Origin of the sequence: Haemophilus pittmaniae (genome assembly GCF_900186995.1) — a bacterium.
Classification (GTDB): domain Bacteria; phylum Pseudomonadota; class Gammaproteobacteria; order Enterobacterales; family Pasteurellaceae; genus Haemophilus_D; species Haemophilus_D pittmaniae.
In genome coordinates, this window is the sequence record NZ_LT906463.1 from 1129117 (window position 1) to 1148637 (window position 19521).

The window sequence follows — 19521 nt, forward strand, 5'->3', positions numbered from 1 at the left end:
CAAAATTGCGCTGATTATACCGAAATTCCGTCATTTTTCATCAATTCCAAGAAAATTATGGCAGGCCTTGGAAAAGATAGGCTAGAATGGGCGAACCTTTATTCCTGAGATTGCTTATTATGTGGTTTGCTATTCTTTCGATTATTTTTTATGTGGCGGCATTGTTATGGATCGTGCCGTTTTTATTGTATGGTGGAAATGCTTCCAAGCATAAAACCGGACTGTTTCTTACTGCGTTTGCGGCCTTATTATGTCATTTGATTAGCATTATGCCGGTATTGGAAAATTTAGCGGAAGGACAGTCTTTCACCTTGTTGCAAATCGGTTCGTTAATGAGCGTAATCATTGCGCTGTTAGCTACGTTAGCCATGTTTTATGTATCGACCATGTGGCTGGTGTTGCCGATTGTGTATGCCTTTACCATAGTTAATTTAATTGCTGCAACCTTTGTGCCGGGGCATATCATTTCATTATTAAGCCAAGACAGTTCTATGCTATTTCATATTGGCTTATCCATTTTTACCTATGCGGTGTGTTTTATTGCCACATTGTATGCGGTGCAGTTTGTATGGCTAGATCGTCGTTTGAAGGCGCGTAAGCTGTCATTTTCTAATGCGGTACCGCCGTTGATGTTGGTGGAGCGACATTTCTTTTGTTTATTTGCCGCCGGTGAAGTCTTATTGACCTGTACCCTGATTTCCGGCACCTATCATTTGCTACAAGCGGTGACTCTGGAAAATCTGCATAAAGCGATTTTTTCTTTTTTAGCTTGGATTCTATTCGGCGTGGCTTGTTTTGGCCGCTGGCGCTTGGGCTGGCGAGGAAAAAAGATGATTATTTATGCAATTTCAGGTATCATCTTGCTCACTATTGGCTATTTCGGTAGTCGTTTAATTGATTAAACATCAGTTGTAAGCATAAGGCGAACCAGGGTTCGCCTTTTGTTATCGGGGCAATGCCCTAGTGCATTTGCCGATTATTTACCAACAAAAGGATTTCCTCTTGGACAGTATCCCCCTTAGTACGTTATTTATCATTCTTATTGCCTGTTTGGTGATTTCTGCTTATTTCTCCGGTTCCGAAACGGGACTGCTTTCCCTCAATAAATACCGCTTGCGCTTTCTCAGTGGGCAGGGGAATCGTGGTGCGCAAAAAGCCGAAAAATTGTTGGAAAAACCCGATACCTTGTTAAGCTTTATCTTAATTTTCAATAACTTGGTAAATATTATGGCCTCCTCCTTGGCCACCATTATCGGGATGCGCCTATATGGTGATGCAGGGGTGGCGATTGCTACCGGTGCGCTGACTTTTGTGATGTTGCTATTTTCTGAAATTTTCCCGAAAACCGTTGCCGCGATGCATCCGGAAAAGGTGTCATTTATTTCCAGCCATGTGTTGACGGTAGTGATTAAGATTTTCTATCCGATCGTTTTAGCAATGAATATTTTAACCAAATCCCTAATGCGGATGGTCGGGCTGAAGCCGGAAATGCAACAGCAGGTAATTAGTAGCGAAGAGTTGCGTTCTATCGTAACCGAAGCCGGTGCAGCGACGCCGGATGAACAGCATCCGCAAATGTTGCTATCCATTTTGGATATGGAAAATGTGACGGTGGACGATATTATGGTGCCGCGCAACGAAATCGGTGGGATCGATATTGATGATGATTGGAAGGCCATTATGCGCCAGCTCAATCATGCCGCCCACAACCGTATTGTGCTTTATAAGGGCAGCATGGATGAAAATGTACTTGGGATTTTACGCGTGCGGGAAGCATTCCGTTTGCTATTGGAAAAAAATGAATTTACCAAGGAAACCTTAATCCGCGCTGCCGATGAAGTCTATTTCGTCCCTGAAGGCACGGCGTTAAAAACACAATTGGCTAATTTCCGAGCCAATAAAGAGCGTTTAGGGTTAGTCGTAGATGAGTATGGTGACATCAAAGGTCTGATTACGCTTGAAGATATTTTGGAGGAAATTGTTGGTGATTTCACCACATCAAACGCACCGACTATTGAGGAGGAAGTTACCCAACAATCGGACGGTTCCATGATTATTGAAGGTTCTACCAATCTACGTGATTTGAACAAAATGTTCGGTTGGAATTTGGATACGGAAGATGCTCGTACTTTTAATGGTTATATTTTGGAACATTTGGAAGATATTCCAAACGAAGGCACCGTATGCGAAATTGACGGATTACAAATTACCATTTTAGAAGTGGCCGATAATATGATTAAACAGGCAAAAGTGGTAAAAATAGCCTGATTTTTGGGTTTTTAAATCAACTCCTTATAAATCAATAGGTTAGCTGTTAAAATTTAAAAAACTCTGAAAAACAAAGCCGCGTTTGGAGACAAACACGGCTTTTATTTTGGTTAAAATAAAAACGCCCTAATGGGCGTTTTATGCTTGCTTTAGTCGTTTTCTACCGATTCGGTCTTATCTTGTGGCAGAACCAAATTGAGGATTAAGGCCAACAAGGAACCAACGGTGATACCCGAACCTAATACTTCCTTAAAGAAATGTGGCAGTTTGTCGAGTAATTCCGGACGGGTAGTGACCGCTAAACCACAGCCGATGGAGATCGCAATAATCAAGCCATTACGTTTGCTGCGAGCCACCTTATCCAACATTTGAATACCCGCGGCAATGATCATAGCGAACATCATTAGTCCTGCACCGCCCAATACCGGCAACGGAATTGAGACGATCAATGCACCGAATACCGGGAAGAGTCCGGCTAAGGCGAGAAGTACGCCGGTTAATGCCACCACATGACGGCTGGCAACGCCGGTGAGGGAAATCACGCCGATATTTTGTGAGAAAGATGAGAATGGTGTGGTCGACATAATGGCCGCCAAGGCAGACCCCAAACCATCGGCTAATACGCCGCCGCGTAAGTGTTTACCGGTGATTTCCGTTTGTGTGGCATTCCCCAGCGCCAAGAAGTTACCGCTAGATTCCACGATAGTCACTAAATAGGCAATCGACATTCCGATAATCCCGGAAATTGGGAAGGATAGGCCAAAATGTAATGGTTGAGGGATAGCGAAGACTTGTGCCGCATGTACACCTTCAAAACTTACCCAACCCATAGCTAGGCACACCACATAGCCAGTCATCATTCCAATGACGATGGCGGCAGCGGAGAAAATGCCTTTTCCCCATTGCACTAATGTCACCACAATGATTAAAACAAAGCTGGCCATCATCAGGTTTTCCGGGGTGGCGTAGTTGGCATCTCCGCGTTGACCACCGGCAAACCAGTCAACAGCAACCGGAATTAGGCTGAGACCAATCATCATGACTACGGTACCGGTGACGATGGGTGGGAATAGTTTACGAATGTAAGGCATAAAGAAGCTACCGATAATCATCACTAAGGAGCCGACTAAGGAGGCGCCTAAAATACCGGAAATGCCATATTCACTAAAACCGATGGCTAATGCCGCGGCAACGAAGGTAAAGCTGGTTCCCATCACGCTTGGTAGGCGAATTCCAACAGGCCCCAAGCCTTTACATTGAATGATGGTGACTACGCCGGAAATCAGGAGGGCGGCGTTGACGAGAGTAACCGTATCGGCGGTGGGGAGTTTGAGTACGTTACCGATAACCAAGGGCACAGCGATGATACCGCCGAGGGCAGCCAGGAGGTGTTGAGCGGCTAAAAGTAGGCTTAAACCGAAGGGTGGTTTGTCTTCCACCGTATAAAGCAGGTTGTTGTTCATGAAGGTTCCTCATTTTTAAAGTGGGCGGATTATACGCATTTGTCCGCCTTTAGGCAAACGATTGCTAAAAAGTTTGTTTTTAAGTCAATGTCAATAAAATCAATGGGTTATATTCTATTTTCGGAAAAACTTTTATTTTCGAGGGGGCATTTTTATGGGGGAAGGAGGGGAATGGGAACTACAAGTAAAAGAAAAGGCGGTCGAAACCGCCTTTAGCATGTATATTGGAGCTTATTTTGCCGGGCAGCTGCAATCAGCTACTTTTTTGGCGGCAAAACGTTCTGCCACGAAATCCCAGTTCACCACGTTCCAGAACTCTTTGATGTAGTCTGGACGACGGTTTTGGAATTTCAAGTAGTAAGCGTGTTCCCAAACGTCTAAACCAAGTAGTGGGAAACCTGCACAGCCAGCGATTTCTACGCCCATTAATGGGGAATCTTGGTTTGCTGTAGAAACAACGGATAATTTGCCGTCTTTATTGATCACTAACCAAGCCCAACCTGAACCGAAACGGGTTGCTGCTGCTTTTTCAAATTCTGCTTTGAAGGCATCAACGGAACCAAAATCACGTTCGATAGCTGCTTTTAGTTCGCCTTGTAATTGGGTGCCTTTTTTCAAGGATTTCCAAAATAGGCTGTGGTTGGCATGGCCACCTGCATTGTTGCGCAATGCAGTACGTTTGTCGGCCGGGATTTTATCCAATTGGGAAATCAATTGGCCTGAACACATTTCAGAAAATTCTGCCGGTAAGGTTTCTAACACCGCATTAGCGTTATTAACATAAGCTTGATGGTGTTTAGTATGGTGAATTTCCATGGTTAACGCATCGAAATGCGGTTCAAGTGCATCGTAGGCGTAGCCTAATTCCGGGAGAGTGTAAGCCATAATATTCGTTCCTCTATTTTATGAGTGAAGCTCCATGGAAAGTCCGTGGAGCGCTAAAGCGGAGCCATAGTAACAAAAAAGCAAATACTTGATCAGTCTATCTTGCGCTTTTTTGTTAATTTCTGTAATAGGGGAAACTTTGTCTTAAATCAAAAAAACGACCTTTCTATATATTTTCTACGCCTAAATAGTTACGCCTAAATTGCCTGAAAAGGTCGCCAAAATTTTCCCTTATGCTAGAATACCGCCCGTTTTTTGTTCTGTAATTTTGCCCCTTATTTACTATGACCTATCAATTAAATCTGCAGGAACTGGCTTGCCAACGGGGCGAGCAACCATTATTTTCTGGACTCTCTTGGGAGTTTGGCGTGGAGTCACTGACGCAAATTGAAGGACATAATGGGATTGGTAAAACCAGCTTGTTGCGGATTATGGCGGGGCTGGCTCAACCTGTGACAGGACAAGTGAATTGGAATGGTCGGGATATTCGTCGCCAACGCGAAGAGTATGCGGCCAATTTGTTGTATTTAGGGCACTATTCTGGGATTAAACCGGAACTGACGCCTTGGGAGAATTTGCGTTTTTATCAGCAGGTGAGCGCTGCCCGCCAAGGTGATGAAGTGCTGTGGGATGTTTTGGAAAAGGTCGGTTTGTTAGGCCGGGAAGATTTACCAGCCGGGCAATTGTCTGCTGGACAACAAAAGCGCATTGCGTTGGCGCGTCTTTGGTTATCGCAAGCACCATTATGGATTTTAGACGAGCCCTTTACTGCGATTGATAAGCATGGGGTGCAAATATTGACCCGATTGTTTGAGGCTCATGCCGAACAAGGTGGAATAGTGATTTTGACCAGCCACCAGGATATTCCAAGCGAGAAATTGGAAAAATTAAACTTAGCCCATTTTAAAAGCCGCACGGAGAGCCAATGATTTTTAGGCAGATTATTCGACGGGAGCTGCTTATAGCCACCCGTAAACAGGCGGAGATTTTAAATCCGTTGTGGTTTTTCTTGATCGTTATTACCCTATTCCCTTTAGTGATTGGTCCAGATCCGAAACTGCTTTCACGCATTGCACCGGGGGTGGCTTGGGTGGCGGCGTTATTGTCGGCGTTGCTTTCCTTTGAACGATTATTTCGCGACGATTATATCGATGGTTCGTTGGAACAGTTGATGTTAACCGCTCAACCTTTGGCGCTGACAGCCTTGGCGAAAGTCATTGCACATTGGTTGTTAACCGGGTTGCCATTGATTTTGCTTTCACCGATTGCCGCCTTGTTGCTTTCCTTGGAGATCAATATTTGGTGGGCTTTAGTGCTGACTTTATTACTGGGAACACCAATTTTAAGTTGCCTGGGGGCAATCGGCGTGGCGTTAACCGTCGGTTTACGTAAAGGCGGCGTGTTATTGAGTTTGTTGGTATTGCCGTTATTTATTCCGGTATTGATTTTTGCTTCGGCGATTTTAGATGCGGCCGCGTTAAATTTATCCTATGCCGGCCAATTGGCAATTTTGGCTGCGATGACTGTTGCTGCCGTGACTTTTACCCCGTTTGCAATTGCCGCTGCATTGCGGATTAGCGTAGATAATTAGTTTTTTTATTTTTGTGTGAAGGACCTTTTTATGTGGAAGTGGTTACACCCTTATGCCAAACATGAAACCCAGTATCATTTATGTGGGAAATTAAGTCCGTGGTTTGCGGGCATTTCCTTGTTACTGTTAGCCGTTGGGATTGTGTGGGGCTTGGCCTACGCACCAGCGGATTACCAACAGGGCAATAGTTTCCGTATCATGTATGTGCATGTACCGGCGGCTATTTGGTCGATGGGGGTTTATGGTTCGATGGCAGTAGCGGCGATCATTGCCTTAGTATGGCAAATTAAAGCGGCTCATCTTTCCATGATTGCAATGGCTCCAGTTGGTGCGATGTTTACCTTCTTGGCACTGGTTACCGGTGCTATTTGGGGAAAACCAATGTGGGGGACTTGGTGGGTTTGGGATGCCCGTTTAACCGCTGAATTGATTTTATTTTTCCTGTATATCGGTGTATTGGCACTTTATTCAGCCTTTGCAGACCGTTCCGTTGGTGCAAAAGCCGCGGGGATTTTATGTATCGTTGGGGTGATTAATTTACCGATCATTCATTTCTCTGTGGAATGGTGGAATACCCTGCATCAAGGCGCCAGTATCACTAAGTTTGAGAAACCTTCTATCGCAACACCGATGTTAATTCCATTGATTTTATGTATTTTCGGTTTCTTATTCTTATCCATTTGGTTCACCTTGGTACGTTATCGTGTTGAATTGCTAAAAGAAGACAGTAGACGTCCTTGGGTGAAAGAGTTAGCCGCAAAATTGCAATAGTTTGATTATTTTTGAGGGAGTGGAAAATGTTTTTCCAGAGTTGGAGTGATTTTATCAATATGGGCGGCTACGGCTTTTATGTCTGGCTTAGTTATGGAATTAGCTTGGTCGCATTAGTGATTTTGGCCGTACAAAGCAAACGAGCTCGTCAGGCCGTATTACGTAATGTGTTACGTGAAACCCAACGGGAAGTTCGTCTACAGCAGTCAAATAAGGGACAAACACTATGAATCCAAGACGTAAATCCCGCTTATCTTTAATTGTTTTTGTGCTGCTCGGTATTTCAATTGCAACCGGCCTGGTTCTTTTTGCGCTACGCCAAAATATCGACTTATTTTATACGCCATCAGAAATTGTTAATGGTAAAAACGATGACCCTACACAAAAACCGGAAGTCGGTCAGCGTATTCGGGTCGGTGGCATGGTAGTTGAAGGTTCGGTAGTGCGTGATCCGAAAAGTTTAAAAGTAAAATTTGATCTAGATGATATTGGGCCGTCAATTACTGTGGAATACGAAGGTATTTTGCCGGATCTATTCCGTGAAGGGCAGGGGATTGTGGCACAAGGTGTATTAAAAGAGCCTACGTTACTTGAAGCATCGGAAGTGTTGGCTAAGCACGATGAAAATTATGTTCCACCTGAATTGGGTGAGAAAATGCAAAAAGTGCATAACCCGATGGGAGTGGATCTAAAAAATGAAAGCGCACAGGATAAACAATACAAACAAATGCAGCAAAATAACCCACAAGGCGGCGCGCAATGATGGCTGAATTGGGTAATTACGCCTTAGCGTTGGGCTTGGGCGTTTCGTTATTTTTAGGCGTTTTGCCATTATGGGGCGCAGCTAAGGGCAATAATCAATTAATGACATTAGCCCGCCCGTTAACAATGGCGCTTTTTCTTTGCTTATCCATTGCGTTTGGTGCGCTATTTTACCTGTTTGCGGTGAATGATTTCTCCGTGCAATACGTGGTTAATAACTCCAATACCCAATTACCATTGTATTACCGCTTATCGGCTGTTTGGGGCTCCCATGAAGGTTCCTTATTATTATGGATTTGGTTACTTTCCCTATGGAGTGCAGCAGTCGCTCTATTAAGTCGTCATTTGCCACAAGAAGCGGTTGCTCGAGTATTAGGTATTATGGGCTTGATTAGCATCGGTTTCATACTGTTTGTGCTATTTACCTCTAATCCGTTTAATCGTACTTTCCCAGATTTTCCTGTGGACGGTCGAGAACTAAATCCAATGTTGCAGGATATTGGTTTAATTTTCCATCCACCGTTATTGTATATGGGCTATGTGGGATTTTCCGTGGCTTTTGCATTTGCAATTGCTTCGTTAATGACCGGTAAATTGGATTCAGCTTGGGCTCGTTGGTCACGCCCTTGGACGATGGCTGCTTGGGTCTTTTTAACTATCGGTATTGTGTTAGGGTCTTGGTGGGCTTATTACGAGCTTGGCTGGGGCGGCTGGTGGTTCTGGGATCCGGTAGAAAATTCTTCCTTTATGCCATGGTTGGCCGGTACTGCTTTAATTCACTCCTTAGCGGTTACTGAAAAACGGGGATCATTTAAAGCCTGGACGGTCCTTCTTGCGATCTTGGCATTTTCCCTTTCCTTGTTAGGTACGTTCTTAGTTCGTTCCGGTATTTTGGTGTCGGTGCATGCTTTTGCGGCAGATCCAACCCGAGGGCTGTATATTTTAGCCTATTTAGTTATCGTTATCGGCGGTTCTTTGGCTCTTTATGCCTACAAAGGTAACCAAATTCGTTCGCGCGATAATGCGGAAAAATATTCCCGTGAAAGTATGCTGTTATTGAATAATATTTTGCTCATGACAGCACTGAGTGTGGTGTTTTTAGGCACCTTATTGCCACTGGTACACAAGCAGTTGGGTTTAGGGACTATTTCAATAGGTGCACCTTTTTTTGATCAAATGTTCCTGATTATCATGACACCTTTTGCTTTGTTATTGGGCATTGGGCCATTAGTAAAATGGCGTCGTGATCAATTTTCAGCAATCCGTACGCCGGTTGTAGTCAGTGTGATTTTAATGGCTATTGGTGGTTTTGCTTTACCTTATTGGCTACAAGATAGAATCACCTTAAGTGCGGTGCTGGGCACCATGATGACGCTGATTATTGTGTTGCTCAGTCTTTATGAAATGCAGCAGCGGGCAACTCATCGTGAAGGTTTTTTTAAGGGGATAACGAAACTTTCCCGTTCCCATTGGGGCATGATTTTGGCTCACCTCGGTATTGCGATGACTGTATGGGGCATAGCATTTAGTCAGAATTACAGCGTGGAACGCGATGTGCGTATGAAAGTCGGGGATAGTGTTGAGATCGCTGATTACACCTTCACTTTTAGTGGAGTACATGATGCCAATGGACCAAATTACTTGGGAGGGCTGGCGCAGATTGATGTTACTCACGATGGGCAACTGGAAGCTACCCTTAAGGCAGAAAAACGTTTTTATACGGTAAGTAAAATGTCGATGACGGAAGCCGCTATTGATTGGGGATTAACCCGTGACCTGTATGTGGCTCTTGGGGAAAAACTCGATGATAATTCCTGGGCATTGCGGCTATATTATAAGCCGTTCATTCGCTGGATTTGGTTGGGCGGACTGTTTATGGCATTAGGTGGCTTGTTGTGTATGTTTGACCGTCGTTATCGTTTTAGTAAATTGGTTCGTCAATCCTAATTAAGATTTGAATACTATGAATAAAAAACTGCTTATCCCTTTAATTGTTTTTCTAGCAATTGCGTTGACATTTTTAGTGCAATTAGGCCGTAACGCGCAAGGCGAAGATCCTAAAGCATTGGAATCGGCGCTGGTTGGTCAACCGGTACCAATGAAAACCTTAAACGATTTGTTAGAAAATAAAAGCTACGGGAATGAAATTTTCAAACAGGGCAAACCGATTCTATTGAATGTTTGGGCAACTTGGTGCCCAACCTGCTATGCAGAGCATCAATATTTAAATCAATTAGCCCAACAAGGCGTAACCATCATAGGTTTGGATTACAAAGATGAATCTGTAAAAGCAGTGAAATGGCTACGTGATTTAGGTAATCCTTATAAACTGGTTTTAAAAGATGAAAAGGGTTCTTTCGGCTTGGATTTAGGCGTTTATGGCGCACCGGAAACTTTTGTTATTGATGGCAATGGGATTATTCATTATCGCTTGGCCGGAGATGTGAATGAAAAGGTATGGAATGAAACCCTTAAACCTTTATATGACAAACTGGCGGAGGTGAAATAATGATAAAAGCCGCTATTTTTGCCACCGTGTTATTAGCTTCTTCCGTTGCTGGTGCAGCAATTGATGCATTGAGCTTTAGCTCCCCCCAACAGGAAGCAGATTATCACAGCCTTACCGAAGGATTACGTTGCCCACAATGTCAAAACAATAACATTGCTGATTCGAATGCGACTGTTGCTGTAGATATGCGCGGTAAAGTATTTGAATTGTTACAGGAAGGAAAATCCAAAGAGCAAGTTGTGGATTATATGGTGCAACGCTATGGCCATTTCGTTACTTACGATCCACCGATTACTGCGGCAACCTGGGTGTTATGGGCGGCTCCGATAGTATTGCTATTAGGCGGTGTGGCATGGTTATTCAGAAGTAAAAAACGATCACCGACAGAGTCTGAACTCCAAACGGTTTTAGATGATTCGGAACAAAGCCGATTAAATGAATTATTAAAGGAAAAGGATAAGTAATGAATTTGCCATTAATTGCGGTGCTGTTGACCATCATCGTTGCTGTCATTGGTTTTTATCCACTATTAGGTAAGGGCAAGAAAAAAGCCCAAACACAACGTGATGAATTAAATAAGGCTTTGTATTTTTCCCGTTTAAAAGAAATTGATGAGGATGATGCGCAAGGCTTGGTTGAGAATGCCACAACACTGAAAAGTGAATTACAAAAAACCTTATTGGAAGATATTCCACAGAGCCAAGCGCCTGCGGTAATTGAAGATAAACGTTATGGTAAACTTTGGTTTATTGCCGGGTTACTGTCCTTGTTTATTATTGGGGGCTTGGCATATTTTCCAGTCGGTGCTTGGCAGGCGGAAAGTATGATGGATAAGACCTATCAAAAATTGCCTTATTTCCTCGAACGCATGAAGGAAGAAGATACCAAACCAATGACTGAGGCTGAAATGGAACAATTTGCCGTTGCCTTACGTATGGATTTACAAAAAGATCCGAAAAATGCCAAAAATTGGTGGTTATTAGGACAACTGGGGATGAATTTAGGCAATGGTCGTTTGGCTTATGATAGCTATCAACAGGCGGCTAAGCGGGAACCTGAGAATTTGCAGTATAAATTGTCGTATGCAAAGGTCCTAATGTATTCCGAAGATCCAACGGATAAAGCTCAGGGTAGTGATTTATTGCGTGAAGTGATTCGCCAGGATCATACGAATTTCGATGCGCTAAGTTTATTGGCTTTCCGTTATTTTGAGACGGAGGACTATAAAATGGCCGCAGTCACTTGGGCTATGATGTTACGTTTGATTCCTGCTGATGATGAACGAGTGCCGCTGATTGAAAAAAGTATTCGGGCGGCTCGTGATGCCTTGGCTTTACAGGAAGAAGAAAAGGCGAGAAGCATCACTCCGGAAAAAGCACAGCAATAATGGCAACACCGCTTCAAGGATTCCATCATATTGCGATTATCGCTTCTGATTATGCGCGTTCTAAATCTTTTTATGTAGATATTTTAGGGGCGCAGATCTTGACGGAAACCTATCGCGCTGAGCGGCAAAGTTATAAATTAGACTTACGTTTTGCCGACGGTTCTCAGCTTGAGCTTTTTTCTTTTCCAAATCCGCCTCCGCGAGCGAGTTATCCTGAGGCTTGCGGGTTACGGCATTTGGCATTTAAGACCACAGATATTGGGCAGGCAGTGGCTTATTTTACAACTCGCGGAATTGTCTGCGAGCCGTTACAGGTTGATGAATTAACGGGAATGCAGTACACTTTTCTGCGTGATCCTGACGATCTTCCCATTGAACTTTATCAGGTAGATTGATACTTAAGGAATAATTATGGTTCAGTCCTTCTATCGTCATTGGCTTTCAGCCTTTGCCGTTTCATGCTTTTCCGTATCGGTATTAGCAGTGAATAACGGGACCAGCTATGTGGTCGATGGGGCCAAAAAACAAGTAAACCAGGCCGGATTGTCTCAAAAAGACATTCGCGAATTGGCAAATAGTGTTGAGTTTGAAGTTTACAATTTGAGCGAGGAAGGTTCCTCTCGCTCTATTTTTATTTCCGGAGCTGGCGTTTGTCATGGTTTCGTGAGTAGAAATGGCGTAGATCTAACTAATACCACTAATTATTATGTTACGCCGGATAATGAGGACGAGTATTACGGCGGGATTGTCGGTGCAACGATTTATCAAAAAGGAAAATCGCGTAACGTTCAATATGTTCCGGTGTATTCTGTCAGTGACCCGAAAAAAATGAAAGAAATTCGGGAACAGGAAGCCAGAGAGGGTAAAAATACGCACGAACGGGCACAGCCTCAACTGGATGAAGCAAAAGATACGCTTAATCGTATTATTTGTATTAAGGAGTAAGTATGAAAAAAATACTTTGTGCTATTGTCGCGACCTTCTACCTAAGCGCTTGTACTGCACCGCAACCAGCCACACCGAGCCAACCGGTATATGACATGCGCGCAGTACAGCGCTATCAAAACCAAGTTGCCAGTGGCCATACGGTTTCAGCCAAGGATAAAGCCCGTGTAGCACAGCAAGGTGAAGATCCGATGCCAATGAATCGTAGTGACAATCGAACCAAATATTCACGTGGCGGTGTGTATACGCCGGTAGTCGTACCAACCATTGGACTCGGATACCATCGTCATCGTTGGTAAATCAAGCCAGCTATTAAAAACGGCAGCGCTAATAAATTGCGCTGCCGTTTTTGTTTTTTACTTAATGCTAATAAAATCAATGATTTACGCGCTGTTTTGGTAAAAGCTTTGAAATCCGATAGGGCGTTTTAAGAATTCAACAAGCGAATATGCACAGTGATTTCTTCGCGATCGTGATAAAGCTGCTTGGCCTGTAAACGGAAGGGAATTTCCGCATTTTGCAGACGGTCGCGTAGTAAATCAAAACAACGTTGCACTTCCAAGTAGCGTTTTTTCATCGGTAGTTTCAAGTTAAAAATAGTTTCCCGACACCAACCATTGACTAACCATTTGGCAATTAGCTCGGCAATGCGAATTGGTTGTTCCACCATATCGCAAACCAACCAATCAATTTGCTGACGTTTGGGCGGTTGAAACTTAAAACCATCCTCAGGGCAATGTTCAATACGCCCGGTTTCATGCAAACTATCCGCCATTTTGCCGTGATCTACCGCATAAACAAATAGCCCACGTTTTACCAACTGATAGGTCCAGCCGCCTGGACAGGCTCCTAAATCCACACCACGCATATTTTCATTAAGCCGTTTGGCTTCTTCTTGGCGAGGGATAAAGGTTAAAATTGCTTCTTCCAATTTTAAGGTAGAGCGGCTTGGCGCTTCGGCCGGGAACTTCAGACGCGGAATGCCCATAAAGTAAGGTGCATGATTATCAGCATAGGAATAACCCACATAGCAGGCATTGGATGCGATAAAGAAAACATGCAGAACCATACCTTGGTGCGGTAGGCCTTTTAACCAACCTTGATTCTTTAAGCGTTGGCGCAACGGCACCGTGAGTTTACGGCAGAGAGTAGATAGCTCTTTAGCCTCATTGGTATCGGCGGTTTCCAACCAAAGCTCGCTGGCTTTTTGCAGATTGAGGCGTTGATGGAGCACTTGATACTGCGCCAAAATTGGACTGATGCGATCCGTTGGATCGAGATTTTGTAGCAAATCACTGACGACAATCAGTTGGCGGATAAAAATCAATTCGTTAAAAGGTAATTGACGGGCCAATTGATCGGCCTCGCCGGGTTGATAGCATTCAAAAATCACATAAGCGCTATTATCGATTACGCGAGCAAAACCAAAAACACCTAGTTCGGCGGCTTTAGCGTTAATTTCTGCTGCGGCTTCTTTTTCAAAACCACTGCGGCAATAAAGGGCTAATTTATTCATTTTCTTTATATTTTATTGAGTTAATGATCCAACTGCGAAAAGCCTGGATAGGTTTGTCATCTAAGCGATCTAAGTGATTGACCACATAAAAGGTTTTAGGATCGCGTAGTTGGGTTTGGTAGGCAATTTGCAGATGGCCTTGATCGATTTCCTGCTGCGCCAATAATTGGTTAGCCAGCACAATGCCTTGACCATGTATCGCCGCCTGCAGCGCCATAAACGTATGGCTAAATAGTGGTCCTTGTTGGATATTCAGTTCATCCAAGCCTAAATGCGAGGTCATTGCTCGCCAGTTATCACGGGTATGGGTGTGAATGAGCGTATGTTTAGTCAAATCGGAAGGTTGTTCGATAGGACTCTCTTGGAGTAATTTGGGGGAAGCTAAGATGAGAAGATTTTCTTCACCAAGACGATCAACCTGCAGATTCTCCCAGTGACCTTTTCCATAATAGATTGCAATATCAATTTCTTTGCCGAGTAGGCCTTCATCCTGATCCATTCCTTCAATACGAACTTCTATTTCCGGATGCAGTTGGTTAAATTCACTTAAATGTGGGATAAGCCATTGGCTGCCAAAGGTTTGTGGTACGCTAATAGTAAGGTGCGGATTACTTTTTAGGCTCAATAAGCGTTCTGTCGCTTCATTCAGACGGCGTAGAATCTTATTGATATCGGCAAAATAAACTTTGCCAAATTCGGTTAGCTCTAGGGAACGATTTTTACGAATAAAAAGAGTAACGCCTAAGAAATCTTCTAATAATTTAATTTGATGGCTGACTGCAGCCTGGGTAACAAAGAGTTCATCAGCCGCTTTTGTAAAACTCAAATGACGTGCAGCAGATTCGAAGGATTTCAGTGAATTCAAGGGAGGCAATCGTTTATACATAAATTTATTTTGGCCAATTAACCGTTTTTCCAGGGGGTTATGGGGTTTTCGGATTAGTTTTTTTTATATCTAGAATAAGAAATCGTCACTTGTCGGAGCACTTCCTTATCCCTACAATGCGCGCATACTTTAGGTTGATTCTTATGTGTTAATGAATTTCAGACTTAAGTATGATGTTGTGTTTGCATATAGTTCGGGCAACCGAACGGGAGTAACCTCTTGTTACTCTTCTTACTTCCTGTATATTATTTTAAACCTTTTGGTTAAACGTCACATTTTCACGAATGTGGCGTTTTTTTTTCGCCTGCCATTCTAACATAGAGATTTCTTAATTGAGCTCAAATTTTACCGGATTAATAGATTTTTCGGTTTTCATCCCGTCTTGAATGGTGTAGATTAAACCCCGTTTTATTTCATCTCATTCAGTATTAAAGGAAGCAAAATGAAAGACTTAGACTGGAAAAACCTCGGCTTTGGATATATTAAAACCGATTTTCGTTTCATCGCCCATTGGAAAGATGGTAAATGGGATGAGGGAAGCCTCACCACAGATAGCACCTTGCATATTCACGAAGGCTCAACCGCATTACATTATGGTCAACAGTGTTTTGAAGGTCTAAAAGCCTACCGTTGCAAAGACGGTTCAATCAATCTTTTCCGTCCGGATCAAAATGCTAAACGTATGCAGCATACTTGTGATCGTTTGTTAATGCCACAAGTGCCGACGGAAATGTTTATTAGAGCTTGTAAGGAAGTAGTTAAAGCCAATGAACAATGGCTTGCACCTTATGGTTCAGGAGCAACGTTATATCTTCGTCCGTTTGTTATCGGGGTTGGTGAAAATATTGGTGTTCGTCCAGCACCGGAATACATTTTCAGTGTATTTGCTTGCCCGGTGGGGGCCTATTTTAAAGGTGGTTTGAAACCGTCTAATTTCTTGGTTACCGATTATGACCGTGCTGCACCACAAGGCACTGGTGGCGTAAAAGTTGGTGGAAACTATGCTGCTAGCTTATTGCCACATGAATTGGCTGCTGAGCGTAAATTCGCCGATGCGATTTATCTTGATCCCAAAACGCATACTAAAATTGAAGAAGTGGGAGCGGCGAATTTCTTCGGAATTACCAAAGATAACCAATTTATCACACCACTTTCACCGTCAATTTTACCGAGTATCACTAAATATTCTTTATTGTATTTAGCAAAAGAGCGTTTAGGCATGGAAACTATTGAGGGCGATATTTATATCAATGAATTGGATAAATTTACCGAGGCGGGCGCTTGTGGTACAGCCGCGGTAATTTCACCAATTGGAGGTATTCAATATGGTGATGATTTCCATGTGTTCTACTCTGAAACCGAAGTCGGGCCGGTAACGAAACGTCTCTATGATGAACTTACTGGAATTCAATTTGGCGATGTTGAAGCACCAGAAGGCTGGATTGTTAAAGTTGCCTAGTTTTTAAACTAAATTTTCTATAAAAATCAATGCGGGACAGAATTTAGGTTTTGTTCCGTATTTTTTCTCTTGGAAGTGTGATGGAGATCTCATTCTTGAAAATCGGTTTTTCAGAGATTGACTAAAATCCCCTATAATCCCAGCAATTTTTACAATTGAAAAAGAGGAATTTATGAAAACATTGAGTGAGTTTATTGTTGAACGTCAAGCGGAATATCCGAATGCCAAAGGGGAATTGAGTGGCATTTTGTCTTCGCTTCAGTTATTAGCAAAAATTATTCATCGTGACATTAATAAAGCTGGATTAACCAACATTTTAGGCCAATCTGGTGTTGAAAACGTACAGGGCGAAAGCCAAATGAAATTGGATTTATTTGCCCACAATACTATGAAAGCCGCCTTGATGGCGCGTGAGGAAGTGGCCGGTTTTGCTTCCGAAGAGGAGGAAAGCTTTATTGCCTTCGATACGGAACGCGGTCGCAATGCTAAATATGTAATTCTTACCGATCCGCTTGATGGTTCTTCAAATATCGATGTGAATGTTTCCGTCGGTACCATTTTCTCTATTTACCGCCGTATTTCTCCAATTGGAACACCGGTTGTGTTAGAAGATTTTATGCAACCGGGCAATAAACAGGTTGCCGCCGGTTATATCGTTTATGGTTCTTCCACAATGTTGGTGTATACCACGGGTAACGGTGTGAACGGTTTTACTTATGATCCGTCAATTGGTACTTTCTGTCTTTCCCATGAAAATATGCAAATGCCGAAGGAAGGTAAGATTTATTCGATTAACGAAGGACAATATTTAAAATTCCCAATGGGGGTTAAAAAATACATTAAATATTGCCAAGAAGAAGATAAAGCGACTCAACGTCCTTATGTTTCCCGTTATATCGGTTCATTGGTAGCAGATTTTCATCGTAATCTATTGAAAGGTGGGATTTATATTTATCCGAGCGCAACAACCTATCCTGAAGGCAAATTACGACTATTATATGAAGGTAATCCGATGGCCTTCTTAGCTGAACAGGCTGGTGGTATTGCTTCTGATGGTTATCGTCGTATTTTAGACATCCAACCTTCCGCGCTACATCAACGCATACCGTTATTTGTCGGTTCGGAAAAAATGGTACAAAAAGCCCAAGAAATGATGGAACAATTCAAAGAATAATTCCTCATGGCAAAAACCTCCGCATGCGGAGGTTTTTTTATACGCCAAAGATTGATGATAAAGACTAAATTTTAGATATAAAAAAAGCCGCTTATTGCGACTATTCTTTGAATTTGTGGATATTTAAATGGTGCCCGAAGCCAGACTTGAACTGGCACGCCTCGAAAGGCGAGGGATTTTAAATCCCTTGTGTCTACCGATTCCACCACTCGGGCAGTAACAACTTATGTTGTAATGGAGGCGTGTCCCGGAGTCGAACCGAGCTACATGGATTTGCAATCCAGTGCATAACCGCTTTGCTAACACGCCATTTGGAGCGGGAAACGAGGCTCGAACTCGCGACCCCGACCTTGGCAAGGTCGTGCTCTACCAACTGAGCTATTCCCGCAAAAAAGTAGTGCGCATTTTACGGATATTTAAATGGCTGTCAATTAGCATTTCCGCAAAAAAAGTGCGACTGTCGAAAAAACCTCCGTTTCCCGATTTTCCCTACGCATAAATGCCTTGTTGAGGGGGAAATGGCAAATTCCCCTTTGCACCCCGAACGCTTTGTGCCAAAATTGTGGCGTTTTTATAAAATGCCCGGTAGCGTTAGGGGCACTTCTTGAACGCGTTGTAGTGAATTCGGCGATTTCTTCGTTTTTAAACAACTTCTAATAAAATCAATGACTTAGCTCTTATTTTTGATAAAACTCGAAAAAATGCGATGGCGTTTTCGTGTGCGTGGAAGTGTGGCCCAGCCAGACGAGGCAGACAAATATTTCTTGAGGTAAACATGACAACAACATATCAAATCGATACTTTACTTGCTCAAGCGGGCAATCGTAGTGATGCTCCGACCGGTGCAGTTTCTGCGCCGATTTATTTATCGACCGCCTACGGCCATCATGGCATCGGTGAAAGCACCGGTTATGATTATACCCGTACTAAGAATCCGACCCGTACGGTATTGGAAGACACTATTGCTAAATTAGAAAATGGCGATCGTGGTTTTGCTTTTTCTTCCGGTATGGCAGCTATTCAAGTTCTGATGACACTATTTACTGCACCCGATGAGTGGATTGTTGGTAGTGATGTATACGGTGGGACTTATCGTTTGTTGGATTTTGCCTATAAAAATAATAATGGCGTTAAACCGGTTTATGTAAATACCGCCGATTTAGCGGCAATTGAAGGCGCGATTAATGCCAATACCAAAGCGATCTTTATTGAAACACCATCCAATCCATTGATGGAAGAATGCGATTTACAAGCGATTGCCACTTTAGCTAAAAAACATCAATTGTTATTAATTGCCGATAATACATTTTTAACACCGGTGTTGTCCCGTCCATTGGATTTAGGGGCCGATTTGGTGATTCACAGCGGTACCAAATACATTGCCGGCCACAATGATGCATTGGTTGGTCTGATTGTGGCTAAAGGTCAAGCGTTATGCGATCGAATTGCCTATATTCAAAATGGGGCAGGGGCGGTACTTTCGCCATTTGATTCGTGGCTAACGATTCGTGGGATGAAGACCTTGGCGTTGCGTATGGAACGTCATCAATCGAATGCCCGTCAAGTGGCCGAGTTTTTGGCGGCGCAACCACAAGTCGATAGCGTACTTTATCCAAATAAGGGGGGAATGTTGTCTTTCCGTTTGAAGGATGAAGCTTGGGTTAACACATTTTTGAAAGCGATTAAATTGATCACCTTTGCTGAGAGCTTGGGGGGAACGGAAAGTTTTATTACTTATCCGGCTACCCAAACCCATATGGATATTCCAGAGGCTGAACGGGTTGCACGCGGTATTACCAATAATCTGTTACGTTTTTCTGTCGGATTGGAAAATATTGAAGATATCAAAGCGGATTTAGCACAGGCATTGGCTCAGTTGAAATAACGTTAAATTTCGGAGGTCAG

At 43.2% G+C, this 19521-nt stretch carries 21 protein-coding genes and 3 tRNA genes; 17 read left to right on the forward strand and 7 right to left on the reverse strand.

Translation table 11 applies throughout. From position 1 onward, the window contains the following. Positions 1–119: 119 nt before the first annotated feature. Together CKV74_RS05620 and CKV74_RS05625 are read left to right on the forward strand one after the other, a co-directional pair. A complete protein-coding gene (locus tag CKV74_RS05620) occupies positions 120–902 on the forward strand; it encodes a cytochrome C assembly family protein (protein ID WP_095177137.1) in 783 nt (260 codons plus the stop codon). A 100-nt stretch (positions 903–1002) separates the two neighbouring features. After that, positions 1003–2268, forward strand: coding sequence for an HlyC/CorC family transporter (locus CKV74_RS05625; protein ID WP_039847872.1), 1266 nt, complete (start codon positions 1003–1005; stop codon positions 2266–2268). A 149-nt stretch (positions 2269–2417) separates the two neighbouring features. On the opposite strand, the gene CKV74_RS05630 is transcribed toward CKV74_RS05625, so the two are convergent. Both CKV74_RS05630 and sodA read right to left on the reverse strand, forming a co-directional pair. Continuing rightward, positions 2418–3731: a nucleobase:cation symporter-2 family protein gene (locus CKV74_RS05630; protein ID WP_007242956.1), complete on the reverse strand. Its 1314-nt coding sequence runs from the start codon at positions 3729–3731 to the stop codon at positions 2418–2420. A gap of 231 nt (positions 3732–3962) precedes the next feature. Beyond that, positions 3963–4616, reverse strand: coding sequence for a superoxide dismutase [Mn] (gene sodA, locus CKV74_RS05635; RefSeq protein WP_007242985.1), 654 nt, complete (start codon positions 4614–4616; stop codon positions 3963–3965). Positions 4617–4900: 284 nt separating this feature from the next. Here sodA and ccmA point away from each other — a divergent pair, with 284 nt between their 5' ends. From ccmA to CKV74_RS05695, 12 genes are read left to right on the forward strand one after another with little or no spacing between them, the layout of a single operon-like run. Further along, entirely contained in the window at positions 4901–5545 is a 645-nt protein-coding gene (gene ccmA / locus CKV74_RS05640; protein WP_007242829.1) for a cytochrome c biogenesis heme-transporting ATPase CcmA, read from the forward strand. Next, a complete protein-coding gene (gene ccmB, locus CKV74_RS05645; RefSeq protein ID WP_095176851.1) occupies positions 5542–6207 on the forward strand; it encodes a heme exporter protein CcmB in 666 nt (221 codons plus the stop codon). Before ccmA ends, ccmB begins: the two co-directional genes overlap by 4 nt. Positions 6208–6237: 30 nt before the next feature. Next, on the forward strand, positions 6238–6978 hold the full coding sequence (locus tag CKV74_RS05650) for a heme ABC transporter permease (RefSeq protein ID WP_007242944.1): 741 nt from the start codon (positions 6238–6240) through the stop codon (positions 6976–6978). A 26-nt stretch (positions 6979–7004) separates the two neighbouring features. After that, entirely contained in the window at positions 7005–7208 is a 204-nt protein-coding gene (ccmD, locus tag CKV74_RS05655; protein ID WP_007242995.1) for a heme exporter protein CcmD, read from the forward strand. Then, on the forward strand, positions 7205–7741 hold the full coding sequence (ccmE, locus tag CKV74_RS05660) for a cytochrome c maturation protein CcmE (RefSeq protein WP_007242914.1): 537 nt from the start codon (positions 7205–7207) through the stop codon (positions 7739–7741). Before ccmD ends, ccmE begins: the two co-directional genes overlap by 4 nt. Then, positions 7738–9687 (forward strand): heme lyase CcmF/NrfE family subunit, encoded by a 1950-nt coding sequence (locus tag CKV74_RS05665; protein WP_095176852.1) that lies wholly within the window; start codon positions 7738–7740, stop codon positions 9685–9687. Before ccmE ends, CKV74_RS05665 begins: the two co-directional genes overlap by 4 nt. 16 nt (positions 9688–9703) lie before the next feature. Next, positions 9704–10249 carry a DsbE family thiol:disulfide interchange protein gene (locus tag CKV74_RS05670; RefSeq protein WP_095176853.1) on the forward strand — a complete coding sequence of 182 codons (546 nt, stop codon included), beginning with the start codon at positions 9704–9706 and terminating at the stop codon, positions 10247–10249. Beyond that, positions 10249–10713 carry a cytochrome c-type biogenesis protein gene (locus CKV74_RS05675; protein WP_007243023.1) on the forward strand — a complete coding sequence of 155 codons (465 nt, stop codon included), beginning with the start codon at positions 10249–10251 and terminating at the stop codon, positions 10711–10713. Before CKV74_RS05670 ends, CKV74_RS05675 begins: the two co-directional genes overlap by 1 nt. Beyond that, complete coding sequence (gene ccmI / locus CKV74_RS05680; RefSeq protein ID WP_095176854.1) at positions 10713–11636, forward strand: c-type cytochrome biogenesis protein CcmI; 924 nt, start codon at positions 10713–10715, stop codon at positions 11634–11636. The genes CKV74_RS05675 and ccmI overlap by 1 nt, the downstream gene beginning before the upstream one ends. After that, positions 11636–12031, forward strand: a complete 396-nt coding sequence (gloA2, locus tag CKV74_RS05685) for an SMU1112c/YaeR family gloxylase I-like metalloprotein (RefSeq protein ID WP_007242839.1) — start codon at positions 11636–11638, stop codon at positions 12029–12031. The genes ccmI and gloA2 overlap by 1 nt, the downstream gene beginning before the upstream one ends. 16 nt (positions 12032–12047) lie before the next feature. Further along, complete coding sequence (locus CKV74_RS05690; protein WP_095176855.1) at positions 12048–12581, forward strand: DUF8095 domain-containing protein; 534 nt, start codon at positions 12048–12050, stop codon at positions 12579–12581. A 2-nt stretch (positions 12582–12583) separates the two neighbouring features. After that, positions 12584–12880: a membrane lipoprotein lipid attachment site-containing protein gene (locus tag CKV74_RS05695; protein ID WP_007242840.1), complete on the forward strand. Its 297-nt coding sequence runs from the start codon at positions 12584–12586 to the stop codon at positions 12878–12880. Positions 12881–13008: 128 nt separating this feature from the next. Here the strand turns inward: CKV74_RS05695 and rlmM are convergent, their stop codons facing one another. Beyond that, the gene (rlmM, locus tag CKV74_RS05700; protein ID WP_007242972.1) at positions 13009–14097 is read right to left on the reverse strand and encodes a 23S rRNA (cytidine(2498)-2'-O)-methyltransferase RlmM; all 1089 of its coding nucleotides are present in this window, start codon (positions 14095–14097) and stop codon (positions 13009–13011) included. After that, positions 14090–14983 (reverse strand): transcriptional regulator GcvA, encoded by an 894-nt coding sequence (locus tag CKV74_RS05705; protein ID WP_007242940.1) that lies wholly within the window; start codon positions 14981–14983, stop codon positions 14090–14092. The genes rlmM and CKV74_RS05705 overlap by 8 nt, the downstream gene beginning before the upstream one ends. Before the next feature lie 442 nt (positions 14984–15425). Between CKV74_RS05705 and CKV74_RS05710 the strand changes: the two genes are divergently transcribed. Beyond that, the gene (locus CKV74_RS05710; protein WP_007242848.1) at positions 15426–16442 is read left to right on the forward strand and encodes a branched-chain amino acid aminotransferase; all 1017 of its coding nucleotides are present in this window, start codon (positions 15426–15428) and stop codon (positions 16440–16442) included. A gap of 172 nt (positions 16443–16614) precedes the next feature. Then, a complete protein-coding gene (gene fbp / locus CKV74_RS05715; RefSeq protein WP_007243010.1) occupies positions 16615–17616 on the forward strand; it encodes a class 1 fructose-bisphosphatase in 1002 nt (333 codons plus the stop codon). A gap of 128 nt (positions 17617–17744) precedes the next feature. Here the strand turns inward: fbp and CKV74_RS05720 are convergent. The 3 genes from CKV74_RS05720 to CKV74_RS05730 form a co-directional block, all read right to left on the reverse strand. Beyond that, positions 17745–17831: transfer RNA gene (locus tag CKV74_RS05720), tRNA-Leu, on the reverse strand. Positions 17832–17851: 20 nt separating this feature from the next. Continuing rightward, positions 17852–17925, reverse strand: a tRNA-Cys gene (locus CKV74_RS05725). 3 nt (positions 17926–17928) lie between these two features. Continuing rightward, positions 17929–18004, reverse strand: a tRNA-Gly gene (locus tag CKV74_RS05730). Positions 18005–18391: 387 nt separating this feature from the next. Here CKV74_RS05730 and CKV74_RS05735 point away from each other — a divergent pair. Beyond that, complete coding sequence (locus CKV74_RS05735; RefSeq protein ID WP_095176856.1) at positions 18392–19501, forward strand: methionine biosynthesis PLP-dependent protein; 1110 nt, start codon at positions 18392–18394, stop codon at positions 19499–19501. The last annotated feature ends 20 nt before the right edge of the window (positions 19502–19521 follow it).